Below are 18,924 nucleotides of genomic sequence, written 5' to 3'. Positions count from 1 at the left end.
GCTTGTTGCGCTTACCGCTCGTCGCCCGAACGGCACCCAGCGCAGCTCACCAGGCCAAACGAATGACAGATCATCCGCACGATGGAGATATCCCATGATCCGCATTCGCCCACTCTCTCTGTGCCTGGCACTGGCGCTGACCCCACTCGCTGGCACCAGCTTCGCCGCCACGGCCACCAACACCGACAGCCACCCACAGACCGACCAATCTGGCGGCAAGACTGCCGGTGAGGGCAGCAGCGTCAACACCCCTGGCAGCGGCAAAAGCAATGACAGTAGCGACACCGGCAGCAGCACCGATGCCGCCGATGGCGCCACGGGCGGCTCCAACAGCACCGGCGAGGCTACTGGCTCGGGTGCCGGCGCCAGCGGTGGCACCGCTGAAGATCAGGACAGCCGTTGACAGGGCCGTTTAACCATTCAGTACACAAATAAATGATTGAACACATAGTATTTATCCATTGAATGGCCCAGCCGAACTGCAGTAAGCTCGGGCTCATTCACTGGAGCGCAACATGCCAACACACATCCGCCACCTCGCCAACCACACCGGTCGCCAACCGCGCCCTGTGCTGGCCGTTGCCGGCTGCGTAGCTCCAGCAAGCTATTACTTCGGGTATTGGTTTAGCCACTAGGCGCCGATACCTGCACGGCGCCCACCTTCGAGGGGCCGCCGAACATGAGAATACTCAAACCCCCGGTCGGCTACCCGACCGGGGGTTTTGCGTTTCAGGCCTTTGAAAAAACCATCGATTCACATTGAGGACCGCTTCATGAACTACGCCACCTATTACTACGCCGACACCTACACCTGGCGATTTAGCCAATCCCGCTCGGGCCAGCCAGCCGCCTCCGATCGGTCTTGCACAGGTGGCAATGCAGCAGCCAACAGTAATTCAACGATCTGTCGAACACCTCGATAGGGCCGACCGCGCGGGCCAGCCCCCGCCGTCCGCCCAGGGAAAAATGCCATGCACGCCTCCAGCCTCGCCCTGCCCCTGACCCAGCCGCAAGCGGCCAACACCGCAGTCAGCAAACGCCTCCCCAGTGCGCACCTGCTCAAGCAGCAAATGCCGCTCGCCACAGACCTGGCCCAGCAAGTACATGCCCACCGCCAGGCTATCCGCAACATCCTCGAAGGCCACGATCAGCGCCTGCTGGTGATCGTCGGCCCCTGCTCGATCCACGACCCGCGCGCCGCGCTGGAATACGCCGACCGCCTGGCCGCCCTCAGCCGCGACGTAGACGACAAGCTGCTGTTGGTGATGCGCGCCTACGTCGAAAAACCGCGTACCACGGTGGGCTGGAAAGGCCTGGCGTATGACCCGCACCTGGATGGCAGCGACGACATGCATGCCGGCATCGCCCTGTCTCGCGGGCTGATGCTGAGCATGATCGAGCGCGGCCTGCCCATCGCCACCGAGTTGCTGCAACCGCTGGCAGCGGGCTACTTCGACGACCTGCTGGCCTGGGCAGCGGTCGGCGCGCGTACCACCGAATCGCAGATCCACCGCGAAATGGTCAGTGGCCTGGCGCTGCCAGTGGGCTTCAAGAACGGCACCGACGGTGGTATTGCCGTAGCCAGCGACGCCATGCGCAGCGCCGCACACCCGCACCGCCACTTCGGCCTGGACGCGCAAGGCCACCCGGCGATCATCGAAACCCTGGGCAACCCCGACACCCACCTGGTACTGCGCGGCGGCCACAAAGGGCCCAACTACGATGCCCCTAGCATTGCCCTGGCCCGCCAGGCGCTGGCCAAGGCTGGCCTGCAGCCGCGGATCATGGTCGATTGCAGCCATGCCAACAGCGGCAAGGACCCAGCGCGCCAGCCTGCGGTGTTCAATGAGGTGCTGGCGCAACGCCTGAGCGGCGACCGCTCGCTGGTGGGCGTGATGATCGAAGGCCACCTGTTCGACGGTTGCCAGGCGCTGGGCAAGGGCGCCCTGAAGTACGGCGTGTCGATCACCGACGGCTGCCTGGGTTGGGCCTCGACCGAAACGCTGTTGCGCGAAGCCGCACAACAACTGTGAGCCGATGGTTGCAAGCCTGGCGAGACATACCCCGGACAAGTGCGCTAGGCTTGCACTTTTTACCCCAAGGAGCAGTACCCATGGCCCGTGCAACCGCCCGTCACATCCTCGTTGCCAGCGAAGACAAGTGCAACGAACTGAAAGCCCAGATCGAAGCCGGTGCCGATTTCGCTGAAATCGCCAAAGCCAACTCCACCTGCCCGTCCAGCCGCCAGGGCGGTGACCTGGGTTCGTTCGGCCCAGGCCAGATGGTCAAGGAATTCGACACCGTGGTGTTCAGCGCACCTGTGAATACCGTGCAAGGCCCGGTAAAGACCCAGTTCGGCTACCACCTGCTGGAAGTCACCAGCCGTCAGGACTAAGCAGCCAACAGCTGTTCATGCCCCCGGTGGCAGCGGGTTCACACGCGAATACGTCAGCTCAGGCAACGAGGCTGCATGCTCGGGCGTATTCGCGGGGTAACCCGCTTCTGCATGGGTTGTGGTGCCTGTTGCTGCTTTGTTTCGCCCTCGATACCCTGGCCGCCCCCACCCATGCCCTCACGGTGTACGGCGAAGCCCCCCGCTACGGCGCCAGTTTCCAGCATTTCGACTATGTGAACCCCAGCGCCCCCAAGGGCGGCATGCTGCGCCGCTCGGCCATCGAGATTGGCCAGTTCGACCATATCCTGCCGTACATCGACAAAGGCATTGGTGTCAGCCAGGTCGATGGCCTGTTGTTCGCACCCCTGGCCGTGCGCTCATTCGACGAACCCTACACCGTCTATGGGCTGATCGCCCGGCGCATGGAGCGTGGCCCGGATGACGCCTGGCTGCGTTTCGATATCGACCCACGGGCGACCTTTGCCGACGGCAAGCCGGTGCGCGCCGAAGACGTGCGCTTCACCTACGACCTGCTGATGAGCAAAGGCAGCCTGACCTACCGCACCCAGTTCGCCGACGTCAGCGCGGTGACCGTGGAAGGCCCGCGCAGCATCCGCTTCGACTTCAAGCCCGGGCACGGTCGTACCCTGGCGCTGGACCTGGCCAGCTTGCCCGTGCTGCCCGAGCACGACTGGCAGCAACGCGATTTCGCCAACGGGGCCGGCTTCGACAAACCGGTCGGCAGTGGGCCCTACCGCATCGGCCAGATCGACAATGGCCGCAGCATCACCTTCGAGCGTGACCCTACCTGGTGGGCCCGTGACCTGCCGGCCAGCCGTGGCCGCTACAATTTCGCCAAACTGCGCATCGAGTACTTCGGCGACACCGAGGTGGCGCGCCAGGTGCTTAAGGGCGGGGGCTACGATTACAACCGCGAGTTCTCCGCAACCGCCTACACCCTGGGTTACAACGGCGCCACACTGGACGACGGTCGCCTGCAACGGGCCCACCTAGGCCCAGCCAAACCGCAGGTAGCCCAGGGCTTCGTGTTCAACCTGGACCGGCCGCAGTTCAAGGACCGCCGTGTACGTCAGGCACTGGGCATGCTCTGGGACTTCGAGTGGAGCAACCGGCAGATGATGCGCAACCTGTACATCCGCCAGCAGAGCGTGTTCTCCAATACCCCGCTGGCCGCCCGCCAGCTACCCGATGCCGGCGAGCTGAAACTGCTCGAACCGCTGCGTGGCCAGGTGCCGCAGGAAGTCTTCGACCACGTGTTCACGGCACCGGTCACTGACGGCTCGGGAATCATCCGCGCCCAGCAGTTGCAAGCCCTGGCCCTGCTGCAGCAGGCCGGCTGGCATGCCGATGGCGACCGCCTGGTCAACCGCGAAGGTCAGCCCCTGACGTTCACCTTCCTCAACGGCCAGGCCGGCATGGAGCGCCTGCTGTTGCCCTGGAAGCGCAACCTGGCTCAGATCGGCGTTACCCTGAATATCCGTAACGTCGACTCGGCGCAGTACGTCAACCGGCTGATGGCCCGTGACTACGACATGGTCGTGACCGGCTACCCGGTGACGCTGTCCCCCGGTGCCGAGCTGTACAACTACTTCGGCTCGGCCGCTGCCCACGACCCCGGTTCGAACAACCTGATGGTGCTGCAGGACCCGGCCGTCGACCACCTGATCGACGGCCTGGTACGCGCTGCCAGCGAGGCCGACATGCTGCGCCACGCTCACGCCCTGGACCGGGTGCTGCAGTGGAATTACTACTGGATCCCCAACTACTACCCGCCAGGCAGCTCCACCGTCTGGTGGAACCGCTTCGGCTTGCCCAAGGTTCAGGCCACCTACGATGAAGGCCTGGACACTTGGTGGGAGATCAGCCCAACGGCGCTGACCAATGAACAGATGGCCATACGCCGGAACGCCGCCCCATGACCCGCTACCTGTTGCGCCGCCTGCTGCTGATCATTCCGACATTGCTGGCGATCCTGCTGGTCAACTTCGTCATCGTACAGGCCGCACCAGGGGGCCCGGTGGAACAAGCCGTGGCGCGCCTGCAAGGCATCGGCGGTGGCACCCCCGGTGCGCGCTCGGAGGTTGTGCACGGTGAATCACGCGCCACCCGCGGGCTCGACCCCAAGCTGATCGAAGAGATCAAGCGCCAGTACGGCTTCGACAAGTCTGCGCCCGAGCGCCTTTGGCTGATGCTGGGCCAGTATGCCCGGCTGGACTTCGGCAACAGTTTTTTCCGTGGTGCCAAGGTCACCGACCTGATCCTCGACAAACTGCCGGTCACCCTGTCGCTGGGCTTCTGGGCCACGCTGATCACCTACCTGGTGTCCATACCCCTGGGCATTCGCAAGGCGGTGCGCCACGGCAGCCACTTCGATGCCTGGAGCAGCGCACTGATCGTGGTCGGCTACGCCCTGCCCTCGTTCCTGTTCGCCCTGTTGCTGATCGTGGTGTTTGCCGGCGGCACTTCGCTGAACTGGTTTCCGGTGCGCGGCCTGGTTTCCGACAACTTCGACGAGCTGAGCCTGCTCGGCAAGGTGGCCGACTACTTCTGGCATCTGGTACTACCCGTCGGCGCCTTGGTAATCGGTGGGTTCGCCACCCTCACCTTGCTGACCAAAAATGCCTTCCTCGACGAAATTTCGCGCCAGTACGTGGTCACCGCCCGGGCCAAGGGCCTGAGTGAGCGGCGGGTGCTCTACGGCCATGTATTGCGCAACGCCATGCTGCTGGTGGTGGCCGGGCTACCACAGGCACTGATCAGCGTATTCTTCGCCGGCTCGCTGCTGATCGAGGTGATTTTTTCTCTGGATGGCCTGGGCCGCATGAGCTACGACGCCGCCGTGTCGCGCGACTACCCCATCGTTTTCGGCACGTTATTCATCTTCACCTTGGCAGGGCTGCTGATCCGCCTGATCGGCGACCTGGCCTACACCTTGCTGGACCCACGCATCGACTTCGACACGAGGGCGCACTGATGCTGTCGCCTGTGGCGCGCCGGCGCCTGCAACGCTTTCGCCGCAACCGCCTGGGCTGGGTCTCGCTGTGGGTATTCGCCGCCCTGCTGTCGCTGAGCCTGGGCGCCGAGCTGGTGGCCAACGACAAGCCGTTGCTGCTGGGCTACCAGGGCGAACTGTACGTACCGGCGCTCAAGCGTTATACCGAGCAGCAATTTGGCGGCCAGCTGCCGTTCCAGCCCGACTACCGCAGCGCCTACGTGCGCAAGCTGATCGAGGACCAGGGCGGCTGGATGCTGTTCGCACCGATCCCGTTCAGCGCCGACACCCCGAACTACGACTTGCAGGTCCCAACGCCCAGCCCACCGAGCAGCAGCAACTGGCTGGGTACCGATGACCAGGGCCGAGATGTGCTGGCCCGGGTGTTGTATGGCACGCGGGTGTCTTTGCTGTTTGCCTTTGCCCTGACCGTGATCAGCGTGGTCATCGGGGTGACGGCAGGCGCCCTGCAGGGCTACCACGGGGGCTGGGTCGACCTGTTCGGCCAGCGCCTGCTGGAGGTATGGTCCGGGCTGCCGGTGTTGTACCTGCTGATCATCCTCAGCGGGTTCGTCGAGCCGGATTTCTGGTGGCTGCTGGGGATCATGGCGCTGTTTTCATGGCTGACCCTGGTCGACGTGGTGCGGGCCGAGTTCCTGCGGGGGCGCAACCTGGAATACGTCAAGGCAGCCCGGGCGCTGGGTTTGCCAGACAGCCAGGTCATGCTGCGGCATATCTTGCCCAATGCCTTGAATGCCACACTGACCTACGTGCCGTTCATGCTCACCGGGGCCATCACCACGCTGACCGCGCTGGACTTCCTCGGTTTCGGCATGCCCGCGGGCAGCGCCTCGCTGGGGGAGTTGGTGACCCAGGGCAAGCAACACCTGGAGGCACCGTGGCTGGGCTTTACCGCGTTCTTTGCCCTGGCGCTGATCTTGTCGCTGCTGGTGTTCATCGGCGATGCCTTGCGGCAGGCGTTTGACCCGAAGGGCTGACGTTACAGGCGAGGTGCCGGCGCGGGCAAACAACGTATACAGGACTTTCTCCATGCACGACAGCGACAGCCTCAAGGACTACCCCCACGTTCGGCAACTGGCGATCCGTTCGTTGTTCGAGATCATCGAACAGTCCAGCGAGGGTACGGTGATCGTCGACCGCCAGGCGCGTATCGCCTGGATGAACGAACGCTATGCCCGGCGCTTTGGCCTGGCCGACGCGGCCAGTGCGATTGGCCAGCCCTGCGAAGCAGTGATTCCCGGTAGCCTGATGCGCGAGGTGGTGAGCAATGGCCGGCCTATCCTGCTGGACATGCTGGACACGCCGAACGAGCCGTTGGTGGTCATGCGCCTGCCTATCCACGACGACCAGGGCGCGCTGATCGGCGCCATCGGTTTTGCCCTGTTCGATCAATTGCGTAGCCTGTCGCCGTTGCTCAAGCGTTATTCGAGCATGCAGCAGGAACTTGCCTCGACCCGCTCGCAACTGCGCGCCCGCCAGGCCAAGTACAGCTTTGCGCAGTTCGTTGGCAGCAGCGCTGCCAGCCTGGAAGCCAAGCGCCGTGCACGGCGCGGTGCAGGCAGTGACTCACCGGTGCTGTTGCTGGGCGAGACGGGCACGGGCAAGGAGTTGCTGGCGCACGCCATCCACGCCGCCTCGGCCCGGGCACACAAGGCGTTCGTCAGCATCAACAGCGCCGCCATCCCGGAAACACTGCTGGAGGCCGAGTTCTTCGGCACCGCGCCCGGTGCCTTTACCGGGGCGGACCGCAAAGGCCGCAGCGGCAAGCTGCAACTGGCCGAAGGCGGCACATTGTTCCTCGATGAAATCGGCGACATGCCGCTGGCCTTGCAAAGCAAGCTGCTGCGGGTGCTGCAGGAAAAGGAATACGAGCCGGTGGGGTCGAACCAGATGCTGCGCAGCGACGTGCGCATCATTGCGGCCACGTCCATCGACCTGCAGGCGGCCATGGCCCGCGGCGCATTCCGCGCCGACCTGTACTACCGGCTGAACGTGTTACCGATCGAAGTACCCCCGCTGCGGCAGCGGCTGGAGGACCTGCCGGCGTTATGCGAGGCCGTGCTGGCAGAGCTGGGCAGCCAGTACGAGCTGGAAACCGAAGCGCAGCAACTGCTGGCACGCCATGCCTGGCCGGGGAATATCCGTGAACTGCGCAATGTGCTGGAGCGGGCGACCTTGCTGGCCGATCAACCACGCCTGGGGGTGGCGGACTTGCGTGCGGCGTTGGGGCCGTTGAGTCCGCTGTCGGCGGCACCGGTGCGCCAGACCTACCGCGAGGCGTGCGAGGCATTCGAGCGCTCACTGATCGCCGGGGCGTTGGCGGACCATGCGGGCAACGTGCCGCAGGCGGCAAAGGCGCTGGGGCTGGGGCGCTCTACCCTGTACAAGAAGATGGTGGCGCTTGGTCTCTGAGCAGAGACTTTTGTCTCTTTTTAGAGATAGCCATATAAGTTCCGTTGTGCAGGCAGGCAGCTTGCCAATCTGGGAGGAGAAGGTGCGTGCGCTTGAGCAACAAAATCTCAAAACAGAGACTGAAACACTGGAAAAAATAAAAACTCTATGTAAATCAATAAGTTAAAAATTGGCACGATATCCGCTTTCTCCTGCAAACCGATAACAACAAGACTCACCCAGGAGACACCCGATGACCGTGCTCATCGCCCTTGCCGCGCTGGCCCTGCTGATGCTGGCCGCCTACCGCGGCTACAGCGTCATACTGTTCGCCCCTATCGCCGCCCTCGGCGCCGTTCTGCTCACTGACCCGTCCGCCGTTGCCCCCGCCTTCACCGGGGTGTTCATGGAAAAAATGGTGGGCTTCATCAAGCTGTATTTTCCGGTGTTTCTGCTGGGTGCAGTGTTCGGCAAACTGATCGAGCTGTCCGGCTTTTCCCGCTCGATCGTGGCCGCTGCCATCCGCCTGCTCGGCACCCGCCAGGCCATGCTGGTGATCGTGCTGGTCTGTGCGTTGCTGACCTACGGCGGCGTCTCGCTGTTCGTGGTGGTGTTTGCGGTATACCCGTTCGCGGCCGAGATGTTCCGCCAGAGCAACATCCCCAAACGGCTGATCCCGGCCACCATTGCCTTGGGGGCGTTTTCATTCACCATGGACGCCCTGCCCGGTACCCCGCAGATCCAGAACATCATCCCCAGCACCTTTTTCAATACCACCGCCTGGGCCGCACCCTGGCTGGGCCTGATCGGCACACTGTTCGTGTTCTGCACCGGCATGGCCTACCTGCAGCGCCAGCGCAACAAAGCCCAGCGTGCCGGTGAAGGGTATGGCACCGACTTGCGCAACGAACCGGAAACCGCTGCCGACCTGAGGTTGCCCAACCCCTGGCTGGCGATATCCCCGTTGATGCTGGTGGGGGTGATGAACCTGCTGTTCACCCACTGGATCCCGCAGTGGTACGGCGCCAGCCACAGCTTGCAACTGCCCGGCATGAGTGCCCCAGTGAACAGCGACGTGGCCAAGCTGACCGCCATCTGGGCGGTACAGGCAGCATTGCTGGTCGGCATCCTGATGGTGCTGGCATGTGCCTTCGGCGCCATCCGCAGCCGTTTGGCCGAAGGCACCAAAAGTGCTGTCGGCGGCGCCTTGCTGGCAGCCATGAACACGGCCTCGGAGTATGGCTTTGGCGCAGTGATCGCCTCGCTGCCTGGCTTCCTGGTGCTGGCCGATGCCCTGCGCGGCATCCCCAACCCCCTGGTCAATGAAGCCATCACCGTCACCCTGTTGGCCGGTATCACCGGCTCTGCCTCGGGCGGCATGAGTATTGCGCTGGCCACCATGGGTGACACCTTCATCGCCGCCGCCCATGCCGCCAACATTCCGCTCGAGGTGCTGCACCGGGTAGCGGCCATGGCCAGCGGCGGCATGGACACCCTGCCGCACAACGGCGCGGTGATCACCCTGCTGGCAGTCACCGGCCTGACCCATCGGGAAGCCTACAAGGACATTTTCGGTATTACCCTGATCAAGACCCTGGCAGTGTTCGTGGTAATTGCCACGTTCTACGCCACTGGCATTGTCTAAGGAGCATTGCATGACCCTCAACGGCAAGACTGCACTCGTGACCGGCTCGACCAGCGGCATCGGCCTGGGTATCGCCCAGGTACTGGCCCGGGCCGGTGCCAACATCGTCCTCAACGGCTTTGGCGACCCGGCTCCCGCCCTGGCGGAAATTGCCCGGCACGGGGTAAAAGCCATCCATCACCCGGCCGACCTGGCCGAGGTCGCCCAGATCGAGGCGTTGTTCGCCGCGGCCGAGCGCGAGTTCGGCGGCGTCGACATCCTGGTCAACAACGCTGGTATCCAGCATGTGGCCCCGGTCGAACGGTTTCCGGTGCAAAGCTGGGACAAGATCATCGCGCTCAACCTGTCGGCGGTCTTCCATGGCACACGCCTGGCGCTGCCGGGCATGCGCGCGCGCAATTGGGGGCGCATCATCAACATTGCCTCTGTGCATGGCCTGGTCGGTTCGACCGGCAAGGCGGCGTACGTGGCCGCCAAGCATGGCGTGGTGGGCCTGACCAAGGTCGTGGGCCTGGAAACCGCCACCAGCCCTGTCACCTGCAACGCCATTTGCCCGGGCTGGGTGCTGACCCCGCTGGTGCAGCAACAGATCGATGACCGTGCCGCCAACGGTGGCGATGCGCTGCAGGCGCAACATGACCTGCTCGCGGAAAAGCAACCTTCGCTGGCCTTCGTTACCCCGCAGCACCTGGGCGAGCTTGTGCTTTTCCTGTGCAGCGAAGCGGGTAGCCAGGTGCGTGGTGCCGCCTGGAACGTTGACGGGGGCTGGTTGGCCCAGTGACGCAGGCTCCCGCGGTGGTTGGCAGCGGTTTTTGCCGGTGTTTGCCGCCGAAGCGGCTGCTGGCCGATGCGCTGTCAGCGGTGCGAGAGCACCGCCCACGGGCCTGGGTGAAAGGCCACAAACGCGCAGCAATCAGGCATAATGCGCGCTTTTCGCCCCCCCGAAGCACAGGTAATCCATGAAAGCTCAAGCCCGCCATATTCTGGTCAAGACCGCTGACGAAGCCGAAAAGCTCAAGCAGCGTATCGCCAATGGCGAGGCGTTCGACGTGCTGGCGAAAAAGTTCTCGACTTGCCCGTCCGGCAAACGGGGCGGCGACCTGGGTGAAGTCCGCCCAGGGCAAATGGTCGGCGCCATCGACCAAGTCATCTTCAAGAAGCCCCTGCGCGTGGTACACGGCCCGATCAAGAGCAAGTTCGGCTATCACCTGGTGCAAACCTTCTACCGCGACTAACGCACTGGCCCTGTGCCACCTGACATTTTTGCCAGTTGTGCCCAGCACGCACACCTCTATAAAAACCGCGGTAACCCTGCACGCCATGCGTGACCTGCAGGGCCCCCTGGTCAATGGAGGCTTCCCTGATGCGTCTGCGCCTGTTGCTGACTCTTGGCTCACTGCCGTTATTGAGCATTGCCCTGCCCGCTGCACATGCTGCGTGCACCTTCACGCCCACTGCCGGTAACGACAATTACAGCTGCGACAGTGGCAGCGCCCCCTCGCTGGTGGATACCAGCGGCGACAACCGCCTAGTACTGCCAGCATCGGGCAGTGGCACGATCACCGGCGACGTGACGTTCGGCGCTGGCAAGGACAGTATCGAGATGGCTTCCGGCACCATCGGTGGCAATGTCAACCAAGGCGCAGGCATCGACGATTTCGTAATGAGCGGCGGGGTTATCGCCGGCAACCTCAACCAAGGCGATGGCCTCGACACCTTCCACATGATCGCGGGCTGGATCCAGGGTACGTTCGACAGCGGCGACTATGCCGAAATGGACGGTGGACGCATCGGCAACGTCAATATGCGCCTGGACGAAAACACCTTCATCATGCGCGGCGGTAGTGTCGACCGAAACGTGATAACCGCCTTCGACAAGGACTATGTCGAGATCTTCAATGGCAGCATCGGCGGCAACATCAGCGTCAGTGGGGGTGATGACCAGGTACTGGTGCATGGTGGCGAGGTGGGCGGCGATGTGCTGCTCAGCACCGGCAATGACCGCTTCACCTGGGATGGCGGCCGCATTGGCGGGCGGGTCGATGCCGGGCCAGGTGATGACCTGGCGCTGCTCAAAGGGCTGAGCCCCGAAGTGCTGAACATCACCCTCGACGGCGGTGATGGCAACGACAGCCTGACCTTCGACGCCAGCCAGGCCATGGGCGGTGCACACTACGTGAACTGGGAACAGCTGGCGCTCAACAATGCCAGCCAACTGGCACTGGATGACACGCTGGTGCTGGGTGACAGCAACAGCGGCACAGGCAGCATCGCTATCGACGCCAGCAGTACCCTCACCTCGCGCCAAGGGGCGATCACCCCGTTCACTACCGGCCAGCGCGTCTCGGTCAACAACGCAGGTACGCTCGACCTGAGCGCAGGTAACGATGCCAAGGGCCGCCTGACCATCGAGGGCGACTACACCGGCAGCAACGGTAGCCTGCGCCTGAACAGTGTGCTGGCCGGCGACGGTGCTGCGTCCGACCGGCTGGTGGTCAGCGGCGGTGCCATTGGCGGCGCTACCCAATTGAGCATCAACAACCTCGATGGCGCCGGCGCCGCCACCACGCAGAACGGCATACAAGTAGTAGAGGCACGTGACGGCGCAACCAGTACCGCGTCGGCCTTCGTCCAGACCCAGACGCTTTCGGCGGGCGCTTATGACTACCGGCTGTTCAAGGGCGGGGTAACGGCAGGCAGCGAGAACAGCTGGTACCTGCGCTCGACCTTGGTGGCAGCACCCGCGGTCGTCGCCGAACCGGAACCCGGCGAGCCCCCAGCGCCTGCCCCGGCCGTAACCCCGCCGGTGGCTGCACCGGCCCCCGGCCAGGTCGACCTGCCGGCACCGGTGCAAGGCGAAAGCCTGCCCCTGTACCGCCCGGAAGTGCCGGTGTATGCCGCAGCGCCAAGGGGCGCCGCGATCATCGCCCGCCAGGCGTTGGGCAGCTTCCACCAGCGCCAGGGTGACCAGCAGCTGCTTCAGGGTGAAGGTGGCTTGCCCGCCAGTTGGGGCCAGGCCTATGGCGGCACGCTGCGCCAGCAATGGACCGGCACGGTCAGCCCAAGCCTGGACGGGGACCTGTACGGTTTCAAGGTTGGCCAGGACCTGTACGCCACAGTCAACGACAGTGGCTATCGCCAGCACATGGGCTTTTATGTCAGCCATAGCCGCCTGGACGTCGACGTCAAAGGCTTCGCCTTGGCCGTGCAGGACCGCAGCGCCGGCGACCTGCAACTCGATGGCGACAGCGTGGGCGGCTACTGGACGCTGGTCGGCCCGCAGGGTGGCTACCTGGATGCCGTGCTGCAGTACACCCGCCTGGACGGGCGCGCCCGCTCCGAGCGGGGTGACAAGCTGAACATCGATGGCCATGCCTGGACGGCGTCGCTGGAGGCCGGCTACCCGATCGCCCTGTCCGACCGCTGGACGGTGGAACCGCAAGCCCAGTTGATTGCGCAGAAGGTCAAGCTCGACAGCGCCAGTGACAGTGTCTCGCGCGTCAGCCATGACGCCCAGGTCGAAATGACCGGCCGCCTGGGCGTGCGCCTGGAGGGTGCCTTCAAGGGCAGCAGCGGGCGCCTGTTGCAGCCCTACGCGCAGGTCAACCTGTGGCACGGCGACGGTGGCCGCGACACCCTGATCTTCGACGACACCGACAAGATCAAGACCGACTACCGCTACACCTCGGTGCAAGTGGAAAGCGGCGTGGTGGCGCAGGTCAGCGATGCACTGAGCGTGCACGGTGGCGTGCAGTACACCGCCAACCTCGACAGCCGCCAGCAGGAAGCCAGCGGGGTGAACCTGGGCATACGCTGGGCGTTCTAGTGCCCTGTCCCGGCAAAAGTGAACAGCTTACTACCCGGGTTGAACCCTAGCGACGCGCCACCAGTAGGCCGAGGCCAGCGCAACCCAACAGCGAGGCGCTGACCCGGTTGAACAGGCGCCGCGGACCTGGCTGGCTGAACCAGCGCTGCAGGTAGGCGCCAAGGCCTGCATAGAGGGCGATCGCGGCCCATTCCAGCACCAGGAACAGCGCTCCCAGCCAGAGGAACTGCTCACTGACCGGCATACGACTGTCGACGGTTACGAACTGCGGCAGGAACGCAGTGAAAATCAGGATCGCCTTCGGGTTGCCGGCCGCTACGAAGCATTCCTGCCGCGCCAGGTGCCACATGCCCCGCAGCTCACCGCCGGTGCTCGCAGCCACGCCCACCGGTGCCCGCCACAGTTGCCAGGCAATGTAGAACAGGTAACCCGCGCCCACCACTTTGATGGCCAGAAACAGGTATTCACTGGTATGCAGCACCACCGCCAGGCCCATGGCCGCCAGCGCGATCATGCCACTGAACGCCAGGATGCGCCCGGCACCGGCGACACAGGCGGTGCGCAGCCCGTAGCGGCTGGCGTTGTGCAGCGACAGCAGGTTGTTCGGCCCCGGGGCCATGTTCAGGGCGAAGCAGGCGGGGATGAAGAGCAGCAGGCTCGATAAGTCCATTGTTGTTTTCCTTTGGCAGCAGGCGCCTATTTCGGCGGGCACGGGGCCATTCGGTCAAGTGACAGCCAGCGATAAAAACTGTACAGGTGCCTTGCAGCTGTTACCCTGCCAACAACCCCGAGGAGCGCACAATGCCCCGTACCCACGCCGCACTGTGGCGCGACCCGAACCTGCCACATGTGGAAAGCCGGCGCGCCTGCCATAGCCGCGCCTGCTATAGAGCTCACAGCCACCCGACATTCTCCATCGGCGCAGTGGATGCTGGCCTCAGCCTGTTCAGCGGAGCTGCCGGCGGGCAGGCGCGGTTGACACCTGGAACCCTGGTGCTGGTACCGCCCCAGCGCGTGCATGCCTGCAACCCCGCACCCGGGTATGCCTGGAGCTACCAGATGCTGCATGTGGATGCCCGCTGGCTGTCGCAACTGCGCCTGGAGTCGGAACTGGATGACGGCGGGGCTGGCGCCCCTGCGCGTATCTGCCGGGAGGCAGTGCTGTATCAACAATTCTGCGAGCTGAACGGCCTGCTGTTCTCCACCGCCAGCAGTGCAGAGAAGGACGCGGCGCTGGTTGCCTTTCTCGGTGACCTGGACTTTGCCGCGCAGCCGCCGCTGGCACCGGCACCGGCATTGGCGGCTACGGCCCTGAGCGGCTTGATAGAAAGGATCGAAGCCCAGGATCCGGCACAGTTGAGCCTGGCGGTACTGGCGCGGGAGGCCGGGCTTGGGCGCTATCAGTTGATTCGGGCGTTTCGTGCAGCCACCGGTTTCACCCCCCATGCTTACCTGCTCAACGCCAGGGTCAACCTTGGGCGGCAGCTGCTGGGCAAAGGGCAGGCACTGGCAGAGGTGGCCTACCGATTGGGGTTTGCCGACCAGAGCCATTTCCAGCGGGTGTTCAAGGCTCATGTGGGGGTGACACCGGGGCAGTATCGCGGCGCTTGAAGGTGCACAACCGCGAGGCTGACCCATGGGGCCCCTGCAATATTCTTCAATACGCCATGCCAGCCCGGCAGCAGACTGCGGCTTTTCCCGCAGAGCAGCCCGGCCCATGCAAATATTCCTGATCGTCGCCCTCGCCCATTTCCTTGCACTGCTATCGCCAGGCCCGGACTTCTTCCTGGTCGCACGCACGTCGGTCAGCAGCGGCTGGCGTAGCGCCAGCGGCGTGTGCCTGGGTATCGCCCTGGGCAATGGTGCGTTCATCACCGTGGCCTTCACCGGCTTGTCGATGCTCCAGGAAGGCAGCCCATTGTTTGCCAGCCTGCAACTGGTCGGTGCCGTCTACCTGGTGTACATCGGTATGCTGTTCCTGCGCCATGCAGGGCATACCCGCCTGACTGCGGCCGTTGGCAAGCACACTGGGCCAGGGTGGTGGCAGGGGCTGGGCATGGGTTTGCTGTCTGCCCTTCTCAACCCCAAGAACGCACTGTTCTACGCGAGCCTGGCCAGTATGGTGGGCAGCGCCAGTGCCGGCTGGAAAGCCGCTTGCGCGCTGTGGATGTTCGGTGTGGTGCTGCTGTGGGACCTGCTGATCGCCGTGGCCATCGGCAACCAGCGGGTACTGCGGCGCTTCGCGCGCTGGCTGCCGTGGCTGGAACGCAGCTCCGGGATCATGCTGGTGCTCTTGGGCGCGGCGGTGCTGTTACACCTGGCCTGGGGCTGACCAGCTTCAGGCTGCGCATGTCCACCAAGGTGAAGTGGCCGCTGGCCCAGCCGCCGGTGTCCAGGTGCCAGACATTGCCCAGCAGCGTGGCCTGCGGCACCGGCGTGTGGCCCACCAGCAAGGCACGCAGCCCTTGCACCGGCTCGGTATCGCCAGCCCTGAGTCGCCGCCGCGACCACTGGCATACTTGCCTGACTTTGGGGTCATCCAGCAGCTCCAGCCACGTTCTCAATTGCAGCCAATCGGCAGTCGGGCTGTCGGCATGCAGCAGGCCGACCAGGCCTGCCGCACTTTCAACCTCGATCGCAATCGGCAGTTGCTCGAAACGTTCGACGAAACGCAGTTGCTCGGCCCGCGGCAGGTCGATGAACCAACCGCCGCCGGCTTCGCGGTACATGGCCAGGTCCAGTTTTCCACCCCGCACGCGGGTAATGGCCAAGGCCTCATGATTGCCTTGCACGGCATGAAACCAAGGCTTGGCCAGCCACTCCAGGGCCGCCTCGTTGTCTGGCCCGCGGTCGACCAGGTCGCCCACGCTGAACAGGCGGTCCACGGCGGGGTCGAAACCCACCGCATCCAGGCATTGCTGCAGGCGCTGGAAATGGCCGTGAATATCGCCCACTGCCAGGTCGCGGCCCCGCAGGTTGGCGATCATGCGCCGTAACCGTCCCATCTCACTGTTCCTCTGCTGGCGCTGCCCAGGCAGGGATGAAAGGCTGACGGACCCGGCCTCCCCCCGCACGCATCGCACCCTTGATGAACAGCATGGCACAACCTGCTCCAAGCGCGCAGGTCGCGGGCCACTTTCGCCACTTGTGCTCGCTGAACGCCCCTTCACTGGTACAGGCGTCGTGGCCGATAGTATGCTGGCGGCTTCAACCTTTACCAGGGAAGGGTTTACATGAAGCTGTGCGCCGTACAACTGGCATCGCTCAAAGGCGAGGTCTCAGCCAACCTGCAGCGCCATCTGGCCTGCATCGAACAGGCTGCAGCGCTTGGCGCCGAACTGGTGGTGTTTCCCGAGTTGTCGCTGACCGGCTATGAGCCCAGTGTGGCACGCCAGGCGGCCATGCCGGTCAGCGCCAGGCAGCTGGACCCGCTGCAGGCCGCCAGTGACCGCCTGGGCATCACCGTTGCCGTCGGTCTGCCGCTGCCAGCCCCTGACGGCATACGCATCGGCATGCCTGTGTTCAGCCCCAATGCACCGCGCCAGGTATATGCCAAACGGCGCTTGCATGCCGATGAGTTGCCCTGGTTCAGCGCCGGTGACCAAGCCTTGTTGCTGACCTTGGGTGAACACTGCATCGCCCCGGCGATCTGCTACGAGTCGATGTTCATGGGGCATGCCGCTGCGGCCCGTGAACATGGCGCCGACCTGTACATGGTCAGCGTGGCGAAAACCGCCAAAGGGATCAGCCAGGGTCACCCGCACTACATGCGGGTCGCCCGCGAGCTGGCCATGCCGGTGCTGCTGGCAAACTGCGTGGGGCCAGCCGACACCTTCATTGGCGCCGGCGGCTCGGCTGCGTGGGACAGCAAGGGCCACTTGCTGGCCAGCCTGGACGACCGCAGCGAAGGCCTTATCGTGCTTGATACCCGCCAGGCCAATGCCATTGCCCTGCCACTGGACCCGGTATGACCTATTTCGTACTGGCCCTGCTCAGCTATGCCTGTGCCTACTACCTGACCGGCCTGATCATCCGGGGGCAAATGGCCGACGTGGCCGAGCATTTGCGTCACCGGCCCGACGCGCTGACACCCGGCGCCTACCTGCGTGAAGTGCAACAGGCTGCGCGGCGGGCCCACCGGCACTATACCCTGATGGCAGGTTCGGTACTGGCGGTGCTGGCTTGCCTGATCGCCAGCTGGTTCGGCTGAACCGCTAAAGGTCCAGCGCCAGGCTCTGCCGCCCTTCCAGCGCCAGCAGGTATTGCTTGGCCGCCAGCCCGCCGGCAAACCCGGTCAAGTTGCCTGATGAACCGATGACCCGGTGGCAAGGCGCAATGATCGAGATGGGGTTGCGGCCATTGGCCGCGCCCACTGCACGCACCGCACCGGGGTTGCCGACCTGCCGGGCAATCTCGGCGTAGCTGCGGGTTTCACCGAAGGGTATGGCCAGCAACGCGGCCCAAACCTGGCGCTGGAACCCGGTACCGGCAAAATCCAGCGGCAGCTCGAACTGTCGGCGCTCGCCGCTGAAGTACTCACCCAGTTGGCGAGCGGTTTCCAGCAGCACCGGGCATTGATCGTCACTGTGCAGAGCGCCCAGGCGCACGCGGTTTTCGCGCTCGTTCTCCCACAGCACGGCTGCCAGGCGATCGCCGCGCGCTACCAGGGTAAGCGTGCCGACAGGCGATTGCATGATGGTGAATGCGCTGGACATCAGCGGGCTCCTGCAGATTGCGATGCCGCCACTGTAAAGATCCACCGTCTGTGGCGCATCCGCTTTCTTGCTCGGGTAACTGCACAGCAGGCACTGATCCGCACCGGACGGGCGGACTGAGGCGTCCACACTATCACTTTGTGATTAACCCTAATCGAACTGAGTCACGGGTTCTTCTGATGGGTCGAGAATTATGAATGCAGTCAATTCATGAGGTGCACCATGACCATCGTGGCAGAAACGCTCGCCCAGCTCGCCCAGGCACTCAAGGCTCAGGGGGCGCGGCGCATCGCGGAACTTACCTTCATCCGTGCGCCCTATCGCTGCGGCAAGCGCTGGATATGCAGTGTGGTACGCCGAGGGGCCGGGCGCTAACTGATCAAGCAGTCGTAAGCCCGGTTGAAACCTGGCGCGGTCTGAAAGGACCCAGCCGCGCTCGGCGCTGTTTCAGTCCAGGCAATCCTTGGCCGCCTGGCGCAACTTGTCCCCGGACAAGAAACTGCCTTTGTAGAACGTAGCACGGCTGCCTTCGCCTGAATCGATCACCTCCAGTACATCGTCACTGGCCACGGCACTGGATGCCGTCAGCCGATAGCCATGGGCAATCGATTTCTGCGTGGCTTGCGGGGCCACAGCCTGCCATTTCGGCAAGACGCAGGCCGCATATTCCTGGGGCGTTTTCGAACTGAGCTTACTGGCCGTCGGCTTGCCAGGCGTGGCACAACCGGCGAGGCCGGCGATTAACAATGAACTGATAAAAATACGAAAAGTATGCATTTGCAATTGACTCGTATGGATATGCTGCATTCTAACGAGACCGATACCGACTGACCAATCAACCAAAGTCTGGCCATGAGAAGCCTGTTGTTCAACGGCAGCGCGTTACAGCGACTATATGCTTATAACGACGGAACGAAT

The 18,924-nt window shown here is 64.1% G+C and carries 20 protein-coding genes; 16 read left to right on the top strand and 4 right to left on the bottom strand.

Translation table 11 applies throughout. From position 1 onward, the window contains the following. Nucleotides 1-94: 94 nt before the first annotated feature. The 11 genes from DMX12_RS15120 to DMX12_RS15070 all read left to right on the top strand — a co-directional run bounded on the left by DMX12_RS15120 (nucleotide 95) and on the right by DMX12_RS15070 (nucleotide 13,291). A complete protein-coding gene (locus DMX12_RS15120) occupies nucleotides 95-403 on the top strand; it encodes a hypothetical protein (protein WP_029884859.1) in 309 nt (102 codons plus the stop codon). Between the two features lie 568 nt (nucleotides 404-971). Continuing rightward, on the top strand, nucleotides 972-2,033 hold the full coding sequence (locus DMX12_RS15115) for a 3-deoxy-7-phosphoheptulonate synthase (RefSeq protein ID WP_009686646.1): 1,062 nt from the start codon (nucleotides 972-974) through the stop codon (nucleotides 2,031-2,033). Between the two features lie 80 nt (nucleotides 2,034-2,113). Next, the gene (locus tag DMX12_RS15110; protein WP_009686645.1) at nucleotides 2,114-2,395 is read left to right on the top strand and encodes a peptidylprolyl isomerase; all 282 of its coding nucleotides are present in this window, start codon (nucleotides 2,114-2,116) and stop codon (nucleotides 2,393-2,395) included. An 11-nt stretch (nucleotides 2,396-2,406) separates the two neighbouring features. After that, on the top strand, nucleotides 2,407-4,335 hold the full coding sequence (locus DMX12_RS15105; RefSeq protein WP_371928266.1) for an extracellular solute-binding protein: 1,929 nt from the start codon (nucleotides 2,407-2,409) through the stop codon (nucleotides 4,333-4,335). Further along, nucleotides 4,332-5,390, top strand: coding sequence for a microcin C ABC transporter permease YejB (locus tag DMX12_RS15100; protein WP_054912368.1), 1,059 nt, complete (start codon nucleotides 4,332-4,334; stop codon nucleotides 5,388-5,390). Before DMX12_RS15105 ends, DMX12_RS15100 begins: the two co-directional genes overlap by 4 nt. After that, the gene (locus DMX12_RS15095) at nucleotides 5,390-6,406 is read left to right on the top strand and encodes an ABC transporter permease (RefSeq protein ID WP_009686642.1); all 1,017 of its coding nucleotides are present in this window, start codon (nucleotides 5,390-5,392) and stop codon (nucleotides 6,404-6,406) included. The genes DMX12_RS15100 and DMX12_RS15095 overlap by 1 nt, the downstream gene beginning before the upstream one ends. 52 nt (nucleotides 6,407-6,458) lie before the next feature. Continuing rightward, nucleotides 6,459-7,841 (top strand): sigma-54-dependent Fis family transcriptional regulator, encoded by a 1,383-nt coding sequence (locus tag DMX12_RS15090; RefSeq protein ID WP_110678397.1) that lies wholly within the window; start codon nucleotides 6,459-6,461, stop codon nucleotides 7,839-7,841. 232 nt (nucleotides 7,842-8,073) lie between these two features. After that, nucleotides 8,074-9,465: a GntP family permease gene (locus tag DMX12_RS15085; protein WP_110678396.1), complete on the top strand. Its 1,392-nt coding sequence runs from the start codon at nucleotides 8,074-8,076 to the stop codon at nucleotides 9,463-9,465. A gap of 10 nt (nucleotides 9,466-9,475) precedes the next feature. Then, nucleotides 9,476-10,246 carry a 3-hydroxybutyrate dehydrogenase gene (gene hbdH / locus DMX12_RS15080; protein WP_009686638.1) on the top strand — a complete coding sequence of 257 codons (771 nt, stop codon included), beginning with the start codon at nucleotides 9,476-9,478 and terminating at the stop codon, nucleotides 10,244-10,246. 178 nt (nucleotides 10,247-10,424) lie between these two features. Continuing rightward, nucleotides 10,425-10,700, top strand: coding sequence for a peptidylprolyl isomerase (locus DMX12_RS15075; protein WP_009686637.1), 276 nt, complete (start codon nucleotides 10,425-10,427; stop codon nucleotides 10,698-10,700). 113 nt (nucleotides 10,701-10,813) lie between these two features. Then, a complete protein-coding gene (locus DMX12_RS15070; protein ID WP_110678394.1) occupies nucleotides 10,814-13,291 on the top strand; it encodes an autotransporter outer membrane beta-barrel domain-containing protein in 2,478 nt (825 codons plus the stop codon). A gap of 46 nt (nucleotides 13,292-13,337) precedes the next feature. On the opposite strand, the gene DMX12_RS15065 is transcribed toward DMX12_RS15070, so the two are convergent. Further along, nucleotides 13,338-13,961, bottom strand: a complete 624-nt coding sequence (locus DMX12_RS15065) for a LysE family translocator (protein WP_009686636.1) — start codon at nucleotides 13,959-13,961, stop codon at nucleotides 13,338-13,340. A 131-nt stretch (nucleotides 13,962-14,092) separates the two neighbouring features. Here DMX12_RS15065 and DMX12_RS15060 point away from each other — a divergent pair, with 131 nt between their 5' ends. Together DMX12_RS15060 and DMX12_RS15055 are read left to right on the top strand one after the other, a co-directional pair. After that, complete coding sequence (locus DMX12_RS15060; RefSeq protein ID WP_110678392.1) at nucleotides 14,093-14,902, top strand: AraC family transcriptional regulator; 810 nt, start codon at nucleotides 14,093-14,095, stop codon at nucleotides 14,900-14,902. Nucleotides 14,903-15,008: 106 nt separating this feature from the next. Continuing rightward, a complete protein-coding gene (locus DMX12_RS15055) occupies nucleotides 15,009-15,623 on the top strand; it encodes a LysE family translocator (RefSeq protein WP_110678390.1) in 615 nt (204 codons plus the stop codon). Here the strand turns inward: DMX12_RS15055 and DMX12_RS15050 are convergent. Continuing rightward, nucleotides 15,571-16,296, bottom strand: a complete 726-nt coding sequence (locus tag DMX12_RS15050) for a metallophosphoesterase (RefSeq protein WP_054904467.1) — start codon at nucleotides 16,294-16,296, stop codon at nucleotides 15,571-15,573. The genes DMX12_RS15055 and DMX12_RS15050 overlap by 53 nt on opposite strands. 228 nt (nucleotides 16,297-16,524) lie before the next feature. On the opposite strand from DMX12_RS15050, the gene DMX12_RS15045 reads away from it, so the two are divergent. Both DMX12_RS15045 and DMX12_RS15040 read left to right on the top strand, forming a co-directional pair. Beyond that, the gene (locus DMX12_RS15045) at nucleotides 16,525-17,262 is read left to right on the top strand and encodes a carbon-nitrogen hydrolase family protein (RefSeq protein WP_110678388.1); all 738 of its coding nucleotides are present in this window, start codon (nucleotides 16,525-16,527) and stop codon (nucleotides 17,260-17,262) included. Beyond that, nucleotides 17,259-17,501 (top strand): hypothetical protein, encoded by a 243-nt coding sequence (locus DMX12_RS15040; RefSeq protein WP_110678386.1) that lies wholly within the window; start codon nucleotides 17,259-17,261, stop codon nucleotides 17,499-17,501. The genes DMX12_RS15045 and DMX12_RS15040 overlap by 4 nt, the downstream gene beginning before the upstream one ends. 4 nt (nucleotides 17,502-17,505) lie before the next feature. On the opposite strand, the gene DMX12_RS15035 is transcribed toward DMX12_RS15040, so the two are convergent. Beyond that, nucleotides 17,506-18,006 (bottom strand): methylated-DNA--[protein]-cysteine S-methyltransferase, encoded by a 501-nt coding sequence (locus DMX12_RS15035; RefSeq protein ID WP_110678384.1) that lies wholly within the window; start codon nucleotides 18,004-18,006, stop codon nucleotides 17,506-17,508. Between the two features lie 222 nt (nucleotides 18,007-18,228). Between DMX12_RS15035 and DMX12_RS29505 the strand changes: the two genes are divergently transcribed. Then, nucleotides 18,229-18,381, top strand: a complete 153-nt coding sequence (locus DMX12_RS29505; RefSeq protein ID WP_177411266.1) for a hypothetical protein — start codon at nucleotides 18,229-18,231, stop codon at nucleotides 18,379-18,381. Nucleotides 18,382-18,453: 72 nt separating this feature from the next. Here DMX12_RS29505 and DMX12_RS15030 read toward each other — a convergent pair whose 3' ends face one another. Next, a complete protein-coding gene (locus DMX12_RS15030; protein WP_033691203.1) occupies nucleotides 18,454-18,813 on the bottom strand; it encodes a hypothetical protein in 360 nt (119 codons plus the stop codon). Between the last annotated feature and the right edge of the window lie 111 nt (nucleotides 18,814-18,924).

This window comes from Pseudomonas sp. MB-090624, from assembly GCF_003205245.1.
GTDB lineage: Bacteria > Pseudomonadota > Gammaproteobacteria > Pseudomonadales > Pseudomonadaceae > Aquipseudomonas > Aquipseudomonas juntendi.
The sequence above is the reverse complement of the archived record's forward strand: the minus strand, read 5'-3'. Positions and strand labels throughout refer to the sequence as shown.

Bases quoted from the DNA above. Each gene is read 5' to 3' on its own strand.
- DMX12_RS15045 (WP_110678388.1), top strand. From the start codon at position 16,525: ATGAAGCTGTGCGCCGTACAACTGGCATCGCTCAAAGGCGAGGTCTCA.
- DMX12_RS15055 (WP_110678390.1), top strand. From the start codon at position 15,009: ATGCAAATATTCCTGATCGTCGCCCTCGCCCATTTCCTTGCACTGCTA.
- DMX12_RS15110 (WP_009686645.1), top strand. From the start codon at position 2,114: ATGGCCCGTGCAACCGCCCGTCACATCCTCGTTGCCAGCGAAGACAAG.
- DMX12_RS15050 (WP_054904467.1), bottom strand. From the start codon at position 16,296: ATGGGACGGTTACGGCGCATGATCGCCAACCTGCGGGGCCGCGACCTG.
- DMX12_RS15075 (WP_009686637.1), top strand. From the start codon at position 10,425: ATGAAAGCTCAAGCCCGCCATATTCTGGTCAAGACCGCTGACGAAGCC.
- hbdH (WP_009686638.1), top strand. From the start codon at position 9,476: ATGACCCTCAACGGCAAGACTGCACTCGTGACCGGCTCGACCAGCGGC.
- DMX12_RS15035 (WP_110678384.1), bottom strand. From the start codon at position 18,006: ATGTCCAGCGCATTCACCATCATGCAATCGCCTGTCGGCACGCTTACC.
- DMX12_RS15100 (WP_054912368.1), top strand. From the start codon at position 4,332: ATGACCCGCTACCTGTTGCGCCGCCTGCTGCTGATCATTCCGACATTG.
- DMX12_RS15040 (WP_110678386.1), top strand. From the start codon at position 17,259: ATGACCTATTTCGTACTGGCCCTGCTCAGCTATGCCTGTGCCTACTAC.
- DMX12_RS15120 (WP_029884859.1), top strand. From the start codon at position 95: ATGATCCGCATTCGCCCACTCTCTCTGTGCCTGGCACTGGCGCTGACC.
- DMX12_RS29505 (WP_177411266.1), top strand. From the start codon at position 18,229: ATGACCATCGTGGCAGAAACGCTCGCCCAGCTCGCCCAGGCACTCAAG.
- DMX12_RS15070 (WP_110678394.1), top strand. From the start codon at position 10,814: ATGGAGGCTTCCCTGATGCGTCTGCGCCTGTTGCTGACTCTTGGCTCA.
- DMX12_RS15085 (WP_110678396.1), top strand. From the start codon at position 8,074: ATGACCGTGCTCATCGCCCTTGCCGCGCTGGCCCTGCTGATGCTGGCC.
- DMX12_RS15030 (WP_033691203.1), bottom strand. From the start codon at position 18,813: ATGCAGCATATCCATACGAGTCAATTGCAAATGCATACTTTTCGTATT.
- DMX12_RS15090 (WP_110678397.1), top strand. From the start codon at position 6,459: ATGCACGACAGCGACAGCCTCAAGGACTACCCCCACGTTCGGCAACTG.
- DMX12_RS15060 (WP_110678392.1), top strand. From the start codon at position 14,093: ATGCCCCGTACCCACGCCGCACTGTGGCGCGACCCGAACCTGCCACAT.
- DMX12_RS15115 (WP_009686646.1), top strand. From the start codon at position 972: ATGCACGCCTCCAGCCTCGCCCTGCCCCTGACCCAGCCGCAAGCGGCC.
- DMX12_RS15065 (WP_009686636.1), bottom strand. From the start codon at position 13,961: ATGGACTTATCGAGCCTGCTGCTCTTCATCCCCGCCTGCTTCGCCCTG.
- DMX12_RS15095 (WP_009686642.1), top strand. From the start codon at position 5,390: ATGCTGTCGCCTGTGGCGCGCCGGCGCCTGCAACGCTTTCGCCGCAAC.